This is a genomic window from Pontibacter flavimaris (assembly GCF_001907195.1).
Taxonomy (GTDB): domain Bacteria; phylum Bacteroidota; class Bacteroidia; order Cytophagales; family Hymenobacteraceae; genus Pontibacter; species Pontibacter flavimaris.
This window is the reverse complement of sequence record NZ_LVWA01000004.1, coordinates 373,719-391,439: the sequence shown is the minus strand read 5'-3', so window position 1 is coordinate 391,439 and position 17,721 is coordinate 373,719. Positions and strand designations below refer to the sequence as shown.

The window sequence follows — 17,721 nt, the reverse complement described above, 5'->3', positions numbered from 1 at the left end:
TTTTCAGAGGGATTTATTGGAATAAACCAAACGCCCCGGCAGCTGCGGATGCAACTGCCGGGGCGGCTCTGTAGAAGTATAGAAAGCTTAGTTTATACTTACCACACCCATTGCGGGCAGATGATGCGGTTATCGTTGAGCAGTTTGAACCCGAGCACGACTTCGTGGGTGCCGGCGCTCACCCTGTTCAGGTCGGAGGTGGTAAAGTCGTAGGAGTAGGAGAGATCGAGCAGAGGGCTGATGTACACACCCACCATGGCCGTGAGCGCATCGTTGTGGCGGTAGGCACCGCCCAGCCAGAAGCGCTCGGCATACATTACCCGCAGGCTGGCATCGATGGAAGCCGGGCTCGGGTCGGCCAGTTTCACCATCACCGACGGGATCACGTCTATACTTTCGGTTGGCTCCAGGCGGTAGCTGCCGGTAATAAAGTAGTGCCGCTGCAGGGGCAGCACCGCCTCGTTGTTCCTGTCCGCATTAAAGCTACCGGCATCCTCCAGCAGTTGCGCCCCGGCCACTCCCACCGAGAAGTTGCGCGAGTACAGCCACAGGCCCAGGTTCAGGTCCAGCACGGTGTTGTTGATGTTGCCGCCGCCCAGCAGTGGGTCGTTGTCATTCGAGAAGTCGAGGTCGTTGGCGTTGATGGAGTTGCGGATAAGGCCTGTGGACACTCCTCCGGACAGGTTTATACTTGTGGTGAGCGGCAGGTGGTAAGCATAAGACACACTAAGGCCCGTGCGACGCAGCGGCCCGGTTTTATCGGTGTGGATGATTGCCCCTACGCCGTGGTGTGCCAGCGCGCGGTGGTACTTGTTGCTGGCCGCGCCTTTGTTCAGCGGCGTGTGCACCGACAGGTAATACGTGGTGGGGGCGCCGTCGATCCCTACCCACTGCCGCCGGTGGCTCAGCCTGATGTCGGCGTAATCCTCGATGCCTGAAATGGCCGGGTTAAGCAGGTAGTTGTTGAGCATGTACTGGCTATGCTGCGGCCGTTGCTGCCCCATAGCCTGCATGGCCACGGCCAAAATCGAAAGTATAAGTATAAGCGGCTTGGTCATGTCTTATCGGATAATGGTCACGTTACCGGAAAGCGGCTCCTCGTTGGTGTTGCGCAGGTAGATAAGGTAGTAGTAAGTAGCCACGGGCAGCTCCTTTCCGTTGTAGGTCCCGTCCCACGGCGCGCCATACCCCTTCGAGCTGAAGATCTTGTTGCCCCAGCGGTTAAACACCTCCACCCGCATGTCCGGGTAATTCTCATAGTTCTTGATCTCCCACACCTCGTTCACATTATCGCCGTTCGGTGAGAAGGCGTTCGGCACCTCGATGGCCGGGATCACCTCTACCGTTACACTCGCCGTATCCACGCAGCCCTCGGCAGTGGTTACGGTTAACGTATAGGTGATCGTCTCGTCGGGTCTGGCCACGGGGTTCTGCAGGGTCGGGTCGTTGAGGCCGGTGGCTGGCTCCCATAAGTAGGTTGCGCCGCCAGAGCCGCGCAGCTCTACGGGCTGGCCCTGTATAATGGTCACATCCTCGCCGGCACTCGCCTCTGCCACCACCACCGAAACGGTTACAGGTGTCCGTGCCTCGCTGGTGCATTGCTGTGAATTTACAGCCTCTACATAGTATGTGGTAGACTGGGTAACATTATCCACCGGGAACTCCGCCCCGATAAATACCGGGTTGCCGCCTGTAGAGGAGGTATACCACCTGTAATCCATCCCATCGGCGTTCGTCACCGCCAGCGTAACCGACTCCCCAAAGCAGGCGGTGGCATTGGACACTGCAACCGCAGGCGCGGCAGGCAACGCAAGTATGTTTATACTTGCCACATTGGACGTGTCGGAACAGCCGCCGGAAAAAACGATCCTGCGGAACCAGGTTTCGCGGTTAAGGGCCGCTGGCTGGTAGCTTTGCCCAGTGTTTGTGCCCGCTGCCGCCACAAAGCCGCCATCAGGCCCGGTCGTGCTGCTCTCCCACAGGTACGTATAACCACCGGCCCCGTCGGCAGGGGAGCTTCCGGTTATCTGCGGCGGCTCCTGTGCCTGGCAAACCTCCGGCTGCGCCACCGTGATGGCATTGTTGCGCAACGCAGGAGCTACCCTTATTTCCAGCACAGCGGAGGTGTCGGCACCGCAGGAGGCGGAGCTTACCACACGCCGGAACCAGGTGGTGCCGGTAAGTATGCCAGGCGAGTAGTTTTGGCCTGTGCTTGTGCCTGCCGCTGCCCTGAATCCTGCGCCAGGCCCGGTGGTACTGCTCTGCCACAAGTAATTGTAGCTGCCGCTGCCGCCCGTGGGCTCCGTGCCGTTAAGTATGGGTGGCGCGGTGCCGATACATACCTGTGGCTCGTCGGTGCTGATCTCATTATTCGCCAGCCTTGGGTACAGTGTGATCTTGACCGCCTCTGAGTAGGAGGTACAACCGCCGGAGGTTACCCCTCTGCGGAACCAGGTCTCGCCCTGCCGCAGCGCCCCTGCCGGAATAGCATAGTTCACGTCGTCGTTTGTGCCGGGTGCGCTGGCAAAGCCTTCGTCGGGGCCGGTGGTGCTTACTTCCCATAAGAAAGTATAAGGCCGCCCGCCACCGCCCGTAGGCTCTGAGCCAACTAACTGGCCGGGTGTATCCCCCTCGCAAATCTCGGTAGGCTCGGCGGCAATCGTGTTGGCGCTGGCCGGCACCGGATCCACAGCTAGGATAGCAACCACGTTACTGATGTTTTCGGCGCAGCTCCCGGAGAAGACCACACGCCTGAACCAGGTATCGTCGGCCACCGCCTCGGTAGGGGTATAGTCTCTGGTGTTGTTCGTGCCGGGAGCGGCGGTGAAGCCTGCCGTCGGGCTGGTAGTGCTTACCTCCCAACGGTAGCGGGGCGGGGCGCCTGGGTCTCCGCCGGTAGGGGTAGAGCCTGTTAGAGTTGGCGGCACCGCCCCAACGCAGAGGCTTCGCACCTGCTCGCCCTGCGCCTCAATGGTGTTCCCGTCGATGGCTGGCACTACGCTGATGGGTATGGGCGTAAGGTCACTGATGCAGATCACACTGTTGGCCGTGTCGATGGCCGCCACATAAAAGGTAACATCGTTTGATAAGGATGGCGTGGTGAAAGCAGGTCCCGTAAATACAGGCGCTGCAGCGGGATCGTTAGTATCGAACCAGGCGAAGATAGGCCCCGGACCGGACGGCGTGATCCGGACGGTATCGCCTGCGCAGGCCGTGATAGGCGTCTGCACGATCGGCGCAGCGGGCTGCTGCAGTATAACCACCTCCTGCACCGGCGCTGGCTGCCCCTGGTAAATGGCGTTGGAGCTGCCGCACTCGTTTATCGCCTCCAGCGCCACCGTATACCTGCCGGGTTGTGAAAAAGTATACTTGAACTGGAATACATCAGAGGTAAAGGTCTGCGTGGTGCTGGTAGGGCCGGTGATGGTCAGCTTGACGGTAATCTTCTCGCCCAGGTTCTTATCCACGAACAAGCCTCCGGTAAAGCCCCCGGGACCGCTGCTGCTGTAGTCTATCTCGGTAGGGCCGCACACCGTCACACTTGCCGGCAGCTGCACCTGCGGCCAGCCCACCACAATCCCCTGCGATGTAGTATCAGACGCACAGCCGTTGGTCACGATCTGCTCTATGGTGTAAACCCCCGACTGCGTGAATCTTATACTTGGCTCTGCAGAGGCAGAGTCGCCGGTCTCGAAAGACCAGCCCTGCGCCGGCTGCACCGACCATTTATAGGAGAGACCTCCGCCCGTGGCGCTGTCGGCCAGGGTAACGATGATGGGCACACAGGGCGGCACCTGGTCTTGCTCCACCCGTTTCTTCTCCGCAATAGAGAAATTAGCCTTGGGCTCTTTGCTGACATTGAAATCCTGCGTGAAAGTTACCTCGCACCCGTTTCCGGCTATCGCCCTGATGGTGATGGGAAATGTGCCGACGGTATCGTAGGCGGTGGGGCTGGTGATCGGGAAATCGCCGCGGCTGTACTGCTGTTCTGGCTCGTCGTTCCCCCAGTCCACAAAGTATGTGCGGATGTCGGAGAGGTATGGCTCTGCCACTTCGTTGTTGATTATCGCAAATTCCTCTATCTCACTATCCTCTACAGAGTCCGGCAAGCACACCTGAAAGTTGCTCTCTTCTGAAAAACTGATTTCGGGGAGGCTGTTTACACGGATAACCTGCCTGGCTGTATCGGACTCACAGCCCAGAGAGTTGGCAGCAAAAGCCTTTACTTCGAACGTCTCATCTCCCACGCCAATCGAAGTATACGTATGTGTGACTTCTGATCCTCTAGCTGTGCTGCCATCCCCAAAAAGCCAGGTATAGGTTATGTCTGGATCGGGCGCATTCACAGAGAAGGTGAGTTCATCGCCGGAGCATATAGGATTGTTAGGGGCAGGAGTAGGAGAAACTATAAAACCGGGAGAAGTTGGCTTGGGGTTTACGGTAATAACCCGTTCGCTGGAGGTGTTCGTATCGCAGGCACTACCTGTTACCCGCACCTGGTAAGCCCCGGACTCACTTGCTTGATAAGTTCGCCCTATTTGCCCGGTTAAGTCCGCACCGTCTTTTATCCATTGGTAGCTGAGCCCATCTCCTTCAGGCGCCTGCAGCTCAGTAGTCTCCCCCGCGCAAAGTACAGTACGCCCATTTACGGTAATAGTGGTAGGGCACTGAGCCCAGCCGGTGTGGCTAAGCAGCAAGAGCAGAGGAAGCAGGCCAGCAAACAAATACCTTTGAAAAAGAAGGCGCATCTAGATAGGAGTTAAGGGTGATCTATAGGCTCAGAGTTTTTGAATTACGAAAATCATATATATTAAGATACAACAGCACTTCGCTTTGCATCGACCACGGCGGCTACACTTTAACCACTGTGCAGAAGGGAAAAGGCCAGCAGCAGGCCGGCAGCGGCGAAAAGGCGCCACGACGCCTTTTACCTTTATTGCCAAAGCCTGTAAAAGGTTACATGGCTTCTTTGATTTTTATAATGTTTAAAAGTATAACGGCTTGGTTCTCTGAAAATTGCAGCAGAAGGGACACAGGCAGAAACTATGGAAGATGTTGAAAAGAAAACCTGTACTTAAAACAAAAACGCCCGGCACACTGCTGTACCGGGCGTTTTATTGAAGCAATAAAGCCTACGCTAGTTCACCACTTTCTCCTGCTCTTCCTCTGCAACGGCAACGGCCACTTCCTTTTCTTTTCTGCCTCTGATGCGCTTCCATAAAGCACCGCCCAGGCCAGCTACAGCGACGGCTATAACTTTCCAGAACTTGAGGATTAATGCAAAGAAGCCCACTTTTGTCAGCACCTTGCCGGCCACCAGGCCTCCTATGGTCCAGCTGGCCACTTCATCAATATCCGGGTTAAAGTCGAAATAACTGTGCCCCTGCTCAAAGGCAATGCTGTTTGTAATAAGCGGAATGTTTTGCTTTACCGCGGGCAGGCTCCCCATGTTGGCAATAGCATTCAGCATCAGCACGCCTCTGCGCCCCAGTATCCGGATGTTGTAGTTCAGGGTGTTTGTTTCTGCCTCTCCGAACTTCAACTCTTTTGCCCAGTGCAGAATCTTGCTTTCCTGGTCATAGTATGGATCAGAGGCCCAGCCAATAAGCTGGATCTCCTCATAGCCGTTTGCCAGCCGCTCTTTGCTGGCCGCCAGCATGTCCTCCTGCATAGAAGCCAGCAGTTCAGTATAGTCGATGTCGCCGGCGTCCTTATCCTCTACATAGCCGATCTCATCGAACTCTATGTCGAACACCCACACATCGTCGTCCAGCACGCCTTTATCCCTGGGCACGAGCATGCCCATCGTAGTGCCCGAGGCAGGGTTTCCCCACAGCTCCGTCAGCACGTACTCCGACTGCTCCGCATCCAGGTACTTAAAGCCTTCCGGCACCGTAATCTTGGCCAGGCCGTCACCCAGCGCTATCTCGCCATACTGGTAACTGAGCGAGTTCTCGATCTCCTGGATCTGCAACTGCAGGGAGTCGGTTTGGGCATTCGAAGAGAAAGCGCACACGAGGAGCGCCAGAAAAATGTAAAGTTGTTTCATAAAATGGTTGTAAAAAGGGTGGATTGATAATAAACGAGAGTCTATCCGAAAAATACAAGCACTGCTGCTGCACCAGCCGCAATACCATTAGTAGTATAGGCTATCGTAGGATTAAGTATAATTCAGGGCACAATATACTGGATAGCATATATGATTTCAGCATCTGCTTAAAATATAATTCCAGGCGCTATACTTTGTGGGAGGAATTTATACTTGAAGGGGCCTGTGAGAAGGGAGAAAGTATAAAACAAAAACGCCTGACTCATTTCTGAATCAGGCGTTTTTCTGAGGTAGCGGGGACAAGACTCGAACTTGCGACCTTTGGGTTATGAGCCCAACGAGCTACCAACTGCTCCACCCCGCACTGTTTGTATGATGCAAAAGTATACGAAAGATGTTTACCATGCAAGTGTATTTACCTAAAAACGTTAAAAAAGTTAGGTTCTGCTAAAATTTACTCGTTATCCCAAAGTGTATCTTGGAATACTTAAACGATAGCGCCTGCTGCTCCGACTGCCCCAGGGAGTACACCAGCTGAAAGATGCCCGCCGCCGTGCTGAAACTGATTCCCGCGCCCACGCCAAAGGGGTAATCTTCCGCAGAAAACCGCTCCAGGTCGCTGCGGTAGTAGCCCTGGTCGTAGAAGAGCAGCGCGTAGGAGTCGGAGGCGGTGAAGAGGCGGTACTCCATGGTAGCTACGGCGTAGCTGGAGGCGTAAAAGAAGTAGTCATCGAAGCCGCGGAGGGAGGAGAGGCCGCCCAGCCGGTACATGTCGTTGAGAAAGATCTGGTCGTTAAGCAGGGCCTCGCCGCGCAGCCGGGTGAGCAGGGCGCTGTTCTTGCCCAGCCGCAGGAAATTCTCCAGCCGCAGGCTCAGGCTCAGTTGTGAGGTTTTCATGTCCAGCGTGTCGTAAAAGTTTTTCTCCAGGTCGGCGTTGCGCAGCAGCTTTTTAGTGCCGGCAGAGAACTGCAGCTCCAGCAACCGGCCGCGCCGCGGGAAGTAGAAATCGTCGAGGTTATTCCAGAGGTAGTTCAGGCCGTAGGTGGTGGTCTGGGCGTCGGCCAGGTCGAGCTGCTGCAGGCGCTGCGGGCTCACCTCCGAAAGTATGCGGGAGTTGCGCCACTCAGTAAACACACTGAACTTGCCATACTTTAAAGTATAATAGCCTATCTGCAGGCGCGGCTGCACGGTGATGAACGTGGAGTCCTGCTTGAGCAGGCTAAACTTAGTGCCGACCTCAAACGGGCTACCCAGGAAGTTGGGGTGCAGGTACTCGCCGTTCAGCACCACCGAGCCCGCACTTACCCGCCGCCACTGCAGCCCCAGCTGCTTGCCCGAGCCCCGGATGTTGCGGATGTTGAGGTTCGCCTCGCCCGTGATCAGCAGCTTGTTCTCCCGGTTCGGGTCTGGCAAAAAGCCCACCACGCCGTCGATCTGGTTGGCCTGCCGGTCCTCCAGGTAATAGTATACTTTAGCTTTATCACTGGTAAAGCGTACCTGCGCCGGGCGCGTGGCTTTGATGTAGGGCAGCTGCGTGAGCATCCGCTCGGAGGCGTTTATCTGGTCTTGATTGTAGAGCTGGCCGGGCAGGAGCTGCAGGTAGCGCATCAGGAATTTGGGCTGCGTCTTGGTCTTGCCCACGATCTCTAGCGTGTCATACGTTACCGCAAAGGCCTTCTCCACCATCAGCGTAGCCGCCACCTTGTTGCCGTTTATACTTACAGAGTCGAGCCAGACGTTGGTAAAGGGGTAGCCGTTGCGCTCGGCGTAGTCGAGGATGCGCTGCTGCAGCTTCACGTACTCGGCCGGCCTGAAAGGCACGTTGTTGTAGAACTTCTCCCGGAACCCGGCCTCCACCAGAAGGCCCTCGTTCAGGTTGCCGTTCCGAAGCTGCGCCCAGGCAAAGGGCTGTCCCACATGAAGTTTCACGTGGAGCGTGTCGCGGGCAAAGTATAAACTGTCGGCGGAGGCCAGCAGGAAGGCATCCTGCTGCAGCCGGTACACCAGCGCCCGCACCTCCTTCAGGGCCTCGGCCGAGTCGGGCAGGGCCTGCCGGAAGTTATAGCGCCGCAGCACCTGCGCCCCCTCGGCATCCACCGCCTTCACCGACAGGTGCATCCTGTTGGCGGGCGGCGCTTTCTGCGTCTTCTCAGGCTGCTTCTCCTCGGTTTTTTTGGCTGGTTCCTGCTTCGCCGGCACCGGGGGCGGCTGCACCTCCTGCGCATGCACGGGCTCCAGGCACAGCATCAGGCAACACAAGAAGGCAGCTATTTTGTACATTTGTGCGGTTGAACTGTTAAAGGGTTAATTTGTTTAATGGATGTGGGCTGTACGGCAGCGCCTGGTTTATACTTTATACTTACAAAGGTAAAGGGTTCAGGTCTACTTCATACTTCTAGACTTCTAGACTTCTAGACTTCTAGAGCGAACACCGTTTTCAGACCATCAGCAATTGAATCCTCCAACAATTTAACAATTAAATAAACTTGTCCGGCATCTACCTCCATATCCCTTTCTGCAAGCAGGCCTGCCACTACTGCGACTTCCACTTCAGCACCTCGATGGGGCACAAGGCTTCGACCATTGCGGCCATTGCCCGGGAGCTGGAGCTGCGCCGGGAGTACCTGCAGGGCCAGACGGTGCGCACGATATACTTTGGCGGCGGCACTCCCTCGCTGCTCACGCAGGCAGAGCTGGAGCTATTGCTACAAACCATCAACAGGCTGTTTATAGTTTCGGGGGATGCTGAAATAACCCTGGAGGCCAACCCCGACGACCTCTCCCCGGAGAAGCTGCGGGAGCTGAAGACCGCTGGCATCAACCGCCTAAGTATAGGATTGCAGTCGTTCCATGAGCCGCATCTGCGCCTGATGAACCGCGCCCACAACGCCAGCGAGAGCCTGCAGTGCGTGCGCGACGCCCAGGCAGCCGGCTTCGACAACATCACCGTGGACCTGATCTACGGCATCCCGGCACCGGACCATACCATCTGGCAGGAAGATTTAAAAACACTGTTTTCGCTGCATGTGCAGCACGTTTCCTGCTACGCCCTCACCATAGAGCCCGACACGGCACTGGGTCGCTGGAGCAAGAAAGGCAAGTTCAGGCCATCCGGAGACGACTTTACGGCGCAACAGTTCGAGATCCTGCTGGAGCAGATGGCGCAGCATGGCTTTGTGCAGTATGAGATCTCCAACTTCTGTCAGCCCGGTCACGAGTCGAGGCACAACAGCAACTACTGGCGCGGTGTGCATTACCTGGGCGTGGGCCCCAGCGCGCACTCGTTTAACGGCCATAGCCGGCAGTACAACGTGGCCAACAACCGCAAGTATACCGCAGCCATCAGCCAAAGTATAATTCCCGCCGAAACAGAGGAACTGAGCCTGGCAGACCAGGCCAACGACTACCTGCTCACCACGCTGCGCACCATCTGGGGCTGCGACCTGGCGCTGCTGCGCGACAAGTATAAGTATGATGCGCAGGCATCGCACCAGGTATACCTGCAGGAGCTGCAGCAGCAGGAACTGGCAAGTATAAACGATAATGTGTTATGCTTAACGGATAAGGGCAAGCTGCTCGCCGATCAGATTACGCTGGACCTGATGATGGAGTAGCAGACTGGCCGGCACTTAAGTTTGCTGGTTCCGTATCACCATTTAGCCATAATTATTAACCCTGAAACTCACATGCCGGAACTTAGGATAATCTACCAGTCAGACCATTTTAAAATAGAGGCAGATGATGCGCTTGCGTACGTTCGAACGGAGTGGCTGCACCCTGTGGATGATGAGCAGTTTATGCTTGAATCCATGAGGTCCCATGCGACTGTCACCGCCACAAGAGCTGAGAAAATGCTGATGAACGCGGAATTCGTGTCCGCCGTCAGCCCTGTGACAAAGGACTGGCTCGCCAACATCTACTACGATTTATTCACCCATACTTCCCTAAAGAAAATGGCCCGCGTTATGCCCGATAACCTGTTCAGGAAACTGGCAATGGAATCGGTGGTGGCCAGGGCAGAGGCGACAGATGAGCTTACCTACGAAATCCGCGACTTTCCATCGGAAGAGGAAGCTGTTAACTGGCTGCTGGAAAGATAGCCTACGTTAGTGACAAGTATAAAGTATAGGTCTCGGTAATTTCGTTTATACTTGCCAAAAAGCCCGCAAGCCCATGGAAGCCACCATCACCCACCGCCACCAGATTTATACTTTTAACCCGCTGCAGCCGCTGGATATCTCCATGCCGCTGCACAACAGGCAACCACAGCCGGAGTGTTTCTGGGCTGAGCCGGTTCAGTTTGATGTGATCCGGGTAGGGAATTTCGTGGGATCGGTGGCAGAGGGCGGCAGTACCAACTACAAGCGCGTGCACCTGACGCCCCACGGCAACGGCACCCACACCGAGTGCTACGGCCATATTGCCGCGGACGAGAACGCCACCATCCACAACTGCCTGAAACGCTTTTTATTTGTGGCCCAACTCCTAACCGTAAGCCCGCAAACCCAGGAAAACGGCGACGAGGTAGTGCTGCTGGAGGACGTGAAAGCGCAGCTCCAACGTATAAATCCCGAGGCCCTTATGCTTCGCACCTCGCCTAACTCCGACGCCAAACTCACCCGCCACTATTCCGGCACCAACCCGCCATACTTAGAACATACGATTGGCCAATATTTAGCAGAAAAAGGCGTACAGCATCTGTTGCTGGACCTGCCCTCCGTGGACCGCGAGCTGGACGAAGGCAAGCTGCTGTGCCATCACGCGTTCTGGCAGTACCCCGAGAACACCCGCTGCGGCGCCACCATCACCGAGCTCATCTACGTGCCGGACCATATTCCCGATGGCTTATACTTGCTCAACCTGCAGATCGCCAGCCTGCAACTCGATGCCAGCCCGAGCAAACCTGTGCTTTATACTTTATCGCCCGTTTTTCCGCAACTATAGTTTATACTTTGTATGAGGCAGACCACCGATACGATTTTAATGATCGAGCCAACTAGCTTTGGCTATAACCCGGACGCGGCCGAGACCAACAAATTCCAGAAGCAGGCGGCAGGGTTAACACCGGCAGAAGTACAGGCCAGGGCGTTACTGGAGTTCCGGCAAATGGTGCGGCAACTACAGCAGAAGGGTGTTGAGGTAACTGTGATGCAGGATGTGGAAAACTCCCGCACCCCGGATTCCATTTTCCCGAACAACTGGTTCTCCACGCACCAAGGCGGGCAACTCGTTACTTACCCCATGGCACCCGTAAGCCGCCGCGGGGAGCGCCGGCAGGATGTGATTGATTTGCTGTTCCAGAAGTATGGCTTTAGCGAACATGTAGGGCTGGAATATTTCGAAGGCCAGCCCGAGCCAACGTTTTTGGAAGGCACCGGAAGTATGATCCTGGACCGCGAGAACAGCATTGCCTACGCCGCTTTATCTCCCAGAACAGAACTGGAACCGCTGCAGGAGTTCTGCGACAAACTGAACTATAAACCGGTAGCGTTCCGCGCTTACGGCCCTACAGGCGAACTAATCTACCACACCAATGTAATGCTTTGCATTGGCGATACTTTTGCCGTGATAGGTATGGATGTAGTGGACGCGGATGATCGCGAAAAACTACGCCAGCAACTCGAAAATACCGGGAAAGAGACCATCGAACTGACAGCTGCCCAAACGCACCACCACTTTGCCGGCAACATGCTGCAGCTCCGCAACAAGCAAAACGAAGCTATCCTTGTGATGTCCGAAGCAGCTTATACTTCACTGACGAAGGAGCAGCTACAGAAGCTTAGAAAGCATCACGACCACCTGCTATACTTCCCGATACATGTGATAGAGCAGTGCGGCGGCGGAAGTGTGCGCTGTATGATCGCGGAGATTTTCAGGCCGGAGTAAGTATGAAAAGACCTTGTGGTGTTTTCAAAACCTACGCGCGTCTGGCGGAGGATTGATTGTCGCTCCGTTGTAATCAAGACCTCGAAGGTCTCCTGAAATACTTCGGGACATGTTTCCGACATTCCGGGATATGTGCTATACTTCAAAACAGCGCTTCCGCCACTTTCCGCACCGAATCCGATTTGCCCATAGAGTAGTAGTGCAGGCACGGCACGCCAAACTCCATCAGCTCTTTTGACTGTTGTATGGCCCACTCCACGCCCACCTGCGCCGCCGCCTTGTTGTCCGGACAGTCCTCAATGGCTTCTGCCAGATCGCAGGGTATTTCTATATGGAACAGGCTTGGCAATAAGGTAAGCTGCGTTTTGGTGGTCATCGGTTTCAGGCCCGGAATGATCGGCACAGTTATACCTTCTGCACGACAGCGGTTCACAAAGTCGAAGTACTTCTGGTTGTCGAAAAACATCTGCGTTACAATGTAGTCTGCGCCCAGTTCTATTTTCTTCTTCAGCCAGCGCAGATCCGATTTCAGGTTGGGCGCTTCGAAATGTTTCTCGGGGTAGCCGGCCACGCCAATGCAGAAACCGGTGCCGTTGTGGTAGGCCTGCTCATCATCCAGGTAAACGCCGTTGTTCATGTTCACTACCTGCTCAATCAGCTCTGTGGCGTAGTTATGCCCGCCCGGTTCCGGCACGAAGCGTTGCTCGCTCTTCACGCAGTCACCACGCAGTACCAGCACATTATCTATCCCTAAAAAGTGCAGGTCTATCAGCGCGTTCTCGGTTTCTTCCTTGTTAAAGCCCCCGCAGATCAGGTGCGGCACCGTGTCTACTTTATAGTGGTTTTGGATGGCCGCACAAATACCCACCGTGCCCGGTCTTTTGCGCGTGGTGATTTTTTCCAGTAACCCATTTTCGCGCTGCTTGTACACATATTCTTCGCGATGGTAGGTTACGTCGATAAACGGCGGGTTAAACTCCATCAGCGGGTCGATGTGGCTGAACAGGGTGCGCATGTTTTCGCCTTTCAGCGGAGGCAGTATTTCAAAAGTGAACAGCGTTTTGCCATTCGCATTCTTGAAGTGGTCTGTAACTTTCAAGTTATACTTAGATGGTTAGATGGTCAATTGTTAAATGGCTGGTTTTACCGGGTCCAACCACCCCTAGCCCCTCCTTATCCAAGGCGGGGAACTTGTTCTTACTTTAGCGCCCCAAGAGCTCCAGAGCTTTTGCTTCACCTCCCTTCACACAAGATCCTTGCAGGATGACAGCATCAAGAAAAGTATAAAGTTGCAACCACCTAAAGCTCCCTCTCCTGTTTTTAGGAGAGGGCTGGGGTGAGGTTAACCGGCCTCGGCTCATAGTTCAGGTTCGGCGACAGCCATCGCTCCAGCTCCTCTTTGGTCATACCTTTGCGCTGCGCAATATCGGCTACCTGGTCTTCGCCTATCTTGCCCAAACCGAAATAGCGGGACTCCGGATGCGAGAAGTATAAACCACTCACAGCCGCTGTCGGGTACATAGCCAGGTTCTCGGTCAGTATAATTCCGGATGTCCTTTCGGCATCCAGCAAATTAAACAGCGTGATCTTTTCGGTATGGTCCGGGCAGCCCGGATAACCCGGTGCCGGACGAATGCCTTTATAGTTCTCCTTGATCAGGTCCTCGTTGGTCAAATCTTCCTCCGGTGCATAACCCCATAGCTCCTTGCGCACCTTGGCATGCATCAGTTCGGCAAAGGCTTCGGCTAATCTATCCGCCAGGGCTTTCACCATAATGGATTTATAGTCGTCATGATCAGCCTGATACTTCTCCAGCAGTTGCTCAATACCAAAACCAGCCGACACTACAAAGCCGCCAATGTAATCCTGCACACCAGTTTCTTTCGGAGCAATAAAATCAGAGAAGGCCAGGTTCGGAACATTTGCCCCCTTCTTGCCTTGTTGCCGCAACGTATGGAATTCTGTCAGCACATTTCCACGTGAATCATCAGCGTAAACTTCAATCGTATCATCTGCTTCCACATTGGCCGGGTAGAACCCAACGACAGCGCGCGCTTCCAGTAATTGCTTCTCCACGATCTCCTGCAGCATCTGCTGTGCATCGTTAAACAACTTAGTAGCCTCTGTTCCCAATTCCGGGTCGTTCAGGATTTTCGGATACTGGCGTTTAAGCTCCCAGGCATGGAAGAATGGTGTCCAGTCGATGTACGGCACGATCTCGGAGAGCGGGTAGTTGGCGTATGTTTTGTTGCCGATAAAGCTTGGCTTGGTTGGTTGTGTTGCAGTCCAATCTACTTTATACTTATTGGCACGAGCTTCAGCTATAGTTGCAAACGCACGGTCTTTGGTACGGCTCAGGTGGTCTTCACGCAGTTTCTGATACTCTGCTTTGATCTCAGCAATATAATTATCACGCTCGCTGCTTAGCAGGCTACTAACTACGGTTACACTTCTGGATGCATCGTGCACATGCACTACCGGTCCGCTGTACTGTGGCGCAACCTTCACGGCTGTATGTACTCTGGAAGTGGTAGCACCGCCAATCAACAGCGGAATCTTCATGCCACGGCGTTCCATTTCCTGCGCGACATATACCATCTCATCCAGAGATGGCGTGATCAGTCCGCTCAGACCAATGATATCTACTTTATGTGCTTCAGCTTCAGACAGGATCTTGTCCAGTGGCACCATCACACCCAGGTCTATTACCTCATAGTTGTTACAGGCCAGCACCACACCCACAATGTTCTTTCCGATATCATGCACGTCACCTTTTACCGTAGCCATTAGTATAGTTCCTGCGGTGGATTTAGACGTATCACCAGCCAGCTTTTCCGCTTCCATAAACGGTAACAGGTAGGCGACCGACTTCTTCATGACACGGGCACTTTTCACTACCTGCGGTAAAAACATCTTCCCAGCCCCAAACAAGTCACCTACCACGCCCATGCCAGCCATCAGCGGCCCTTCAATCACATCCAACGTCTTGACAGCTTTCTGACGCGCTTCTTCGGTGTCTTCTTCAATAAAATCCACGATACCGCGCACCAGGGCATGTTTCAGTCGCTCTTCTACTGGGGCATCGCGCCAGGCCGTGTCGGCTACAGTGGCTGTCTTGCCTTTGCCTTTTATAGTTTCGGCATAGGTTACCAATTTCTCGGTAGCATCCGGGTGACGATTAAAGATCACATCTTCGATCAGGTCACGCAGTTCCGCTGGAATTTCGCTGTACACGCCCAGCATACCAGCGTTTACGATACCCATGTCCATACCAGCCTGCACAGCATAGTATAAAAATACGGTATGCATGGCCTCGCGCACCACATCGTTGCCACGGAACGAGAACGACAGGTTACTTACACCACCACTTATCAGCGCATGCGGCAGGTTCGCTTTTATCCATTTTACTACCTCGATGTAGTCAACCGCGTAGTTGTTATGCTCCTCTATGCCGGTGGCAATGGCCAGTATGTTCGGGTCGAAAATAATATCCTGAGGCGGGAAGCCTACTTCATCCACCAAGATGCGGTAAGAGCGCTCGCAAATTTCTTTTCTGCGTTCTAAGGTATCGGCCTGTCCTGTTTCATCGAAAGCCATTACCACAACCGCAGCACCGTATTGGCGCACTTTGCGGGCTAGTTTCTTAAAGGCTTCTTCGCCTTCTTTTAAGCTGATAGAGTTAACTATAGATTTGCCTTGTACACATTTCAACCCAGCCTCGATCACGCTCCATTTCGAAGAGTCAATCATGATCGGCAGTTTAGCTATGTCTGGTTCAGAGGCGATCAGGTTCAGGAAGTTGGTCATGGCCTGTTCCGAGTCCAGCATGCCTTCATCCATGTTCACGTCGATGATCTGCGCACCACCTTCTACCTGCTGCCTTGCAACGGCTAAGGCTTCTTCGAACTTTTCGCCAACGATAAGGCGGGCAAACATTTTGGAACCGGTTACATTAGTGCGCTCTCCAACATTTACGAAAAGACTTTCAGGAGTGATGGTAAGGGGCTCGAGGCCGCTGTAGCGTGGGAGTGGAGCGACCGGGGTAGGAACGTGTGGTTTATACTTTCGCACCAAGTCTGCAATTACTTTGGTATGAACAGGCGTAGTGCCACAACAACCACCCAGTATGTTTACAAGCCCTTCTTTCAGGTACTCCTCCACGATAGCGCCCATTTGCTGGGCTGTTTCGTCGTAGCCGCCAAACGCATTTGGCAGACCGGCATTCGGGTAGGCACTGATGTAACAGTCTGAAATACGGGACAGCTCCTGGATGTGTGTTTTTAGCTGGCGGGCTCCTAAAGCACAGTTAAAGCCTACGCTAAGTATAGGAGCATGCGAGATGGAATTATAAAAGGCTTCTACCGTCTGCCCGGATAAGGTACGGCCGCTGGCGTCGGTAATGGTGCCGGATATCATGATCGGCAGTTCTTTGCCACCTTCGTTTACAAATTGCTGTATCGCAAACAGCGCAGCCTTACAGTTCAGCGTATCAAAAACAGTCTCTACCAGCAGCAAGTCAGATCCGCCATCTACCAGGCCACGCACCTGCTCATAGTAGGCCTCTACCAGTTGGTCGAATGTTATGGCGCGGTAACCGGGGTTATTTACATCCGGCGAAAGCGAAGCGGTACGGTTAGTCGGGCCAATGGCACCGGCCACAAAGCGTTTATGCGAAGGATCTTTGGCTTCCGCTTCATCTGCTGCTTCCCTGGCTATTTTGGCCGACTCATAGTTGAGCTCATACACCAGGTGCTCCAGCTTATAGTCGGCCATGGCTATACTTGTGCCGCTGAAGGTGTTGGTCTCAATGATATCGGCGCCAGCTTCCAGGTATTCTGTGTGAATGGCTTTGATGATATCCGGACGGGTAATGGAAAGCAGGTCGTTGTTGCCCTTCAGGTCGGAGGGATGGTCTTTGAAGCGCTCGCCGCGGAAATCGGCTTCTGAAAGCTGGTAGCGCTGGATCATGGTGCCCATGGCACCGTCGAGCACAAGCACGCGCTCCTGCAGTAAAGTATAAATTGGATGTGTTTTGGTCATGGCCGGTGTCTTTCTCCTCGTTAGTCATTTTCACAACTTATCAAGAAAGAGCACCCGGGAGAGGAAGTCGATCTTATCTTCCCTGGCCGCTGATGCGCCAGGAGGGAGTTAGCACCAAGCTTTATACATGGTTGCTAAGACATCACAGGGCCCTTTCCCTCAGTCTTTCTTGATAAGAATATATGCAAAGTAAAGGTATATCCGTGGGAAAAGGAAATTAGTTGCCCTTAAATTGTAAAGGAAGGCCTGGCGCCGGCACAGAAAGGTATAAAAACAGAAAAGGACACTTATCGTGTCCTTTTCCTTCAGAATCTTTTTCGTTTAATCACAAATCCGATTCCTGCTTATATGTACGCCCGCTGCGCCGGTTGGTTTCGTTTTTCCCGAATTCCCTAAAAAAAGAGGGATACCCGCCGGGTATCCCTCTTTTCTATGAGTTTGGCTTGAACTAAGCCTCTGCTTCTACCTTAGGTATTACAGAAACAAAAGAACGGTTCTTCACGCTCTTTCTGAACTCTACCACGCCGTCAACCAACGCGAACAAAGTATGATCTCTGCCGATACCCACGTTTTTGCCTGGGTGGTGCGCAGTGCCTCTCTGTCTTACAATGATGTTACCTGCGATAATGTCCTGGCCTCCGTAAATCTTAACACCCAGTCGTTTAGAATGCGATTCGCGGCCGTTATTAGAACTACCAGCTCCTTTTTTGTGTGCCATTTTCTTTTACTATTTAGTTGGGTTAGCT

General features: G+C 54.0%; 11 protein-coding genes, 1 tRNA gene and 1 riboswitch. Of the genes, 4 read left to right on the top strand and 8 right to left on the bottom strand.

The window, feature by feature from the left end:
* Positions 1–98: 98 nt before the first annotated feature.
* The 5 genes from A3841_RS06665 to A3841_RS06645 all read right to left on the bottom strand — a co-directional run bounded on the left by A3841_RS06665 (position 99) and on the right by A3841_RS06645 (position 8,329).
* Entirely contained in the window at positions 99–1,058 is a 960-nt protein-coding gene (locus A3841_RS06665; RefSeq protein ID WP_073851527.1) for a PorP/SprF family type IX secretion system membrane protein, read from the bottom strand.
* Positions 1,059–1,061: 3 nt separating this feature from the next.
* A complete protein-coding gene (locus tag A3841_RS06660; RefSeq protein ID WP_262502561.1) occupies positions 1,062–4,697 on the bottom strand; it encodes an Ig-like domain-containing protein in 3,636 nt (1,211 codons plus the stop codon).
* 440 nt (positions 4,698–5,137) lie between these two features.
* Entirely contained in the window at positions 5,138–6,049 is a 912-nt protein-coding gene (locus A3841_RS06655; protein ID WP_073851526.1) for a DUF2167 domain-containing protein, read from the bottom strand.
* A gap of 291 nt (positions 6,050–6,340) precedes the next feature.
* A tRNA-Met gene (locus tag A3841_RS06650) sits at positions 6,341–6,413 on the bottom strand.
* 83 nt (positions 6,414–6,496) lie between these two features.
* Entirely contained in the window at positions 6,497–8,329 is a 1,833-nt protein-coding gene (locus A3841_RS06645) for a BamA/OMP85 family outer membrane protein (RefSeq protein WP_235861310.1), read from the bottom strand.
* A gap of 206 nt (positions 8,330–8,535) precedes the next feature.
* On the opposite strand from A3841_RS06645, the gene hemW reads away from it, so the two are divergent.
* The 4 genes from hemW to ctlX all read left to right on the top strand — a co-directional run bounded on the left by hemW (position 8,536) and on the right by ctlX (position 11,935).
* Complete coding sequence (gene hemW / locus A3841_RS06640; RefSeq protein WP_073851525.1) at positions 8,536–9,663, top strand: radical SAM family heme chaperone HemW; 1,128 nt, start codon at positions 8,536–8,538, stop codon at positions 9,661–9,663.
* Between the two features lie 72 nt (positions 9,664–9,735).
* Positions 9,736–10,149 carry a hypothetical protein gene (locus tag A3841_RS06635; RefSeq protein WP_073851524.1) on the top strand — a complete coding sequence of 138 codons (414 nt, stop codon included), beginning with the start codon at positions 9,736–9,738 and terminating at the stop codon, positions 10,147–10,149.
* A gap of 73 nt (positions 10,150–10,222) precedes the next feature.
* A complete protein-coding gene (locus tag A3841_RS06630) occupies positions 10,223–10,993 on the top strand; it encodes a cyclase family protein (RefSeq protein ID WP_073851523.1) in 771 nt (256 codons plus the stop codon).
* 12 nt (positions 10,994–11,005) lie between these two features.
* Positions 11,006–11,935 carry a citrulline utilization hydrolase CtlX gene (gene ctlX / locus A3841_RS06625; RefSeq protein WP_073851522.1) on the top strand — a complete coding sequence of 310 codons (930 nt, stop codon included), beginning with the start codon at positions 11,006–11,008 and terminating at the stop codon, positions 11,933–11,935.
* Between the two features lie 142 nt (positions 11,936–12,077).
* On the opposite strand, the gene metF is transcribed toward ctlX, so the two are convergent.
* The 3 genes from metF to rpmA all read right to left on the bottom strand — a co-directional run bounded on the left by metF (position 12,078) and on the right by rpmA (position 17,693).
* Positions 12,078–13,034: a methylenetetrahydrofolate reductase [NAD(P)H] gene (gene metF, locus A3841_RS06620; RefSeq protein WP_073851521.1), complete on the bottom strand. Its 957-nt coding sequence runs from the start codon at positions 13,032–13,034 to the stop codon at positions 12,078–12,080.
* Between the two features lie 221 nt (positions 13,035–13,255).
* Complete coding sequence (gene metH / locus A3841_RS06615) at positions 13,256–16,975, bottom strand: methionine synthase (protein WP_073851520.1); 3,720 nt, start codon at positions 16,973–16,975, stop codon at positions 13,256–13,258.
* A 70-nt stretch (positions 16,976–17,045) separates the two neighbouring features.
* Positions 17,046–17,154, bottom strand: a riboswitch (SAM riboswitch).
* A gap of 269 nt (positions 17,155–17,423) precedes the next feature.
* Entirely contained in the window at positions 17,424–17,693 is a 270-nt protein-coding gene (rpmA, locus tag A3841_RS06610) for a 50S ribosomal protein L27 (protein ID WP_073851519.1), read from the bottom strand.
* Positions 17,694–17,721: the final 28 nt, after the last annotated feature.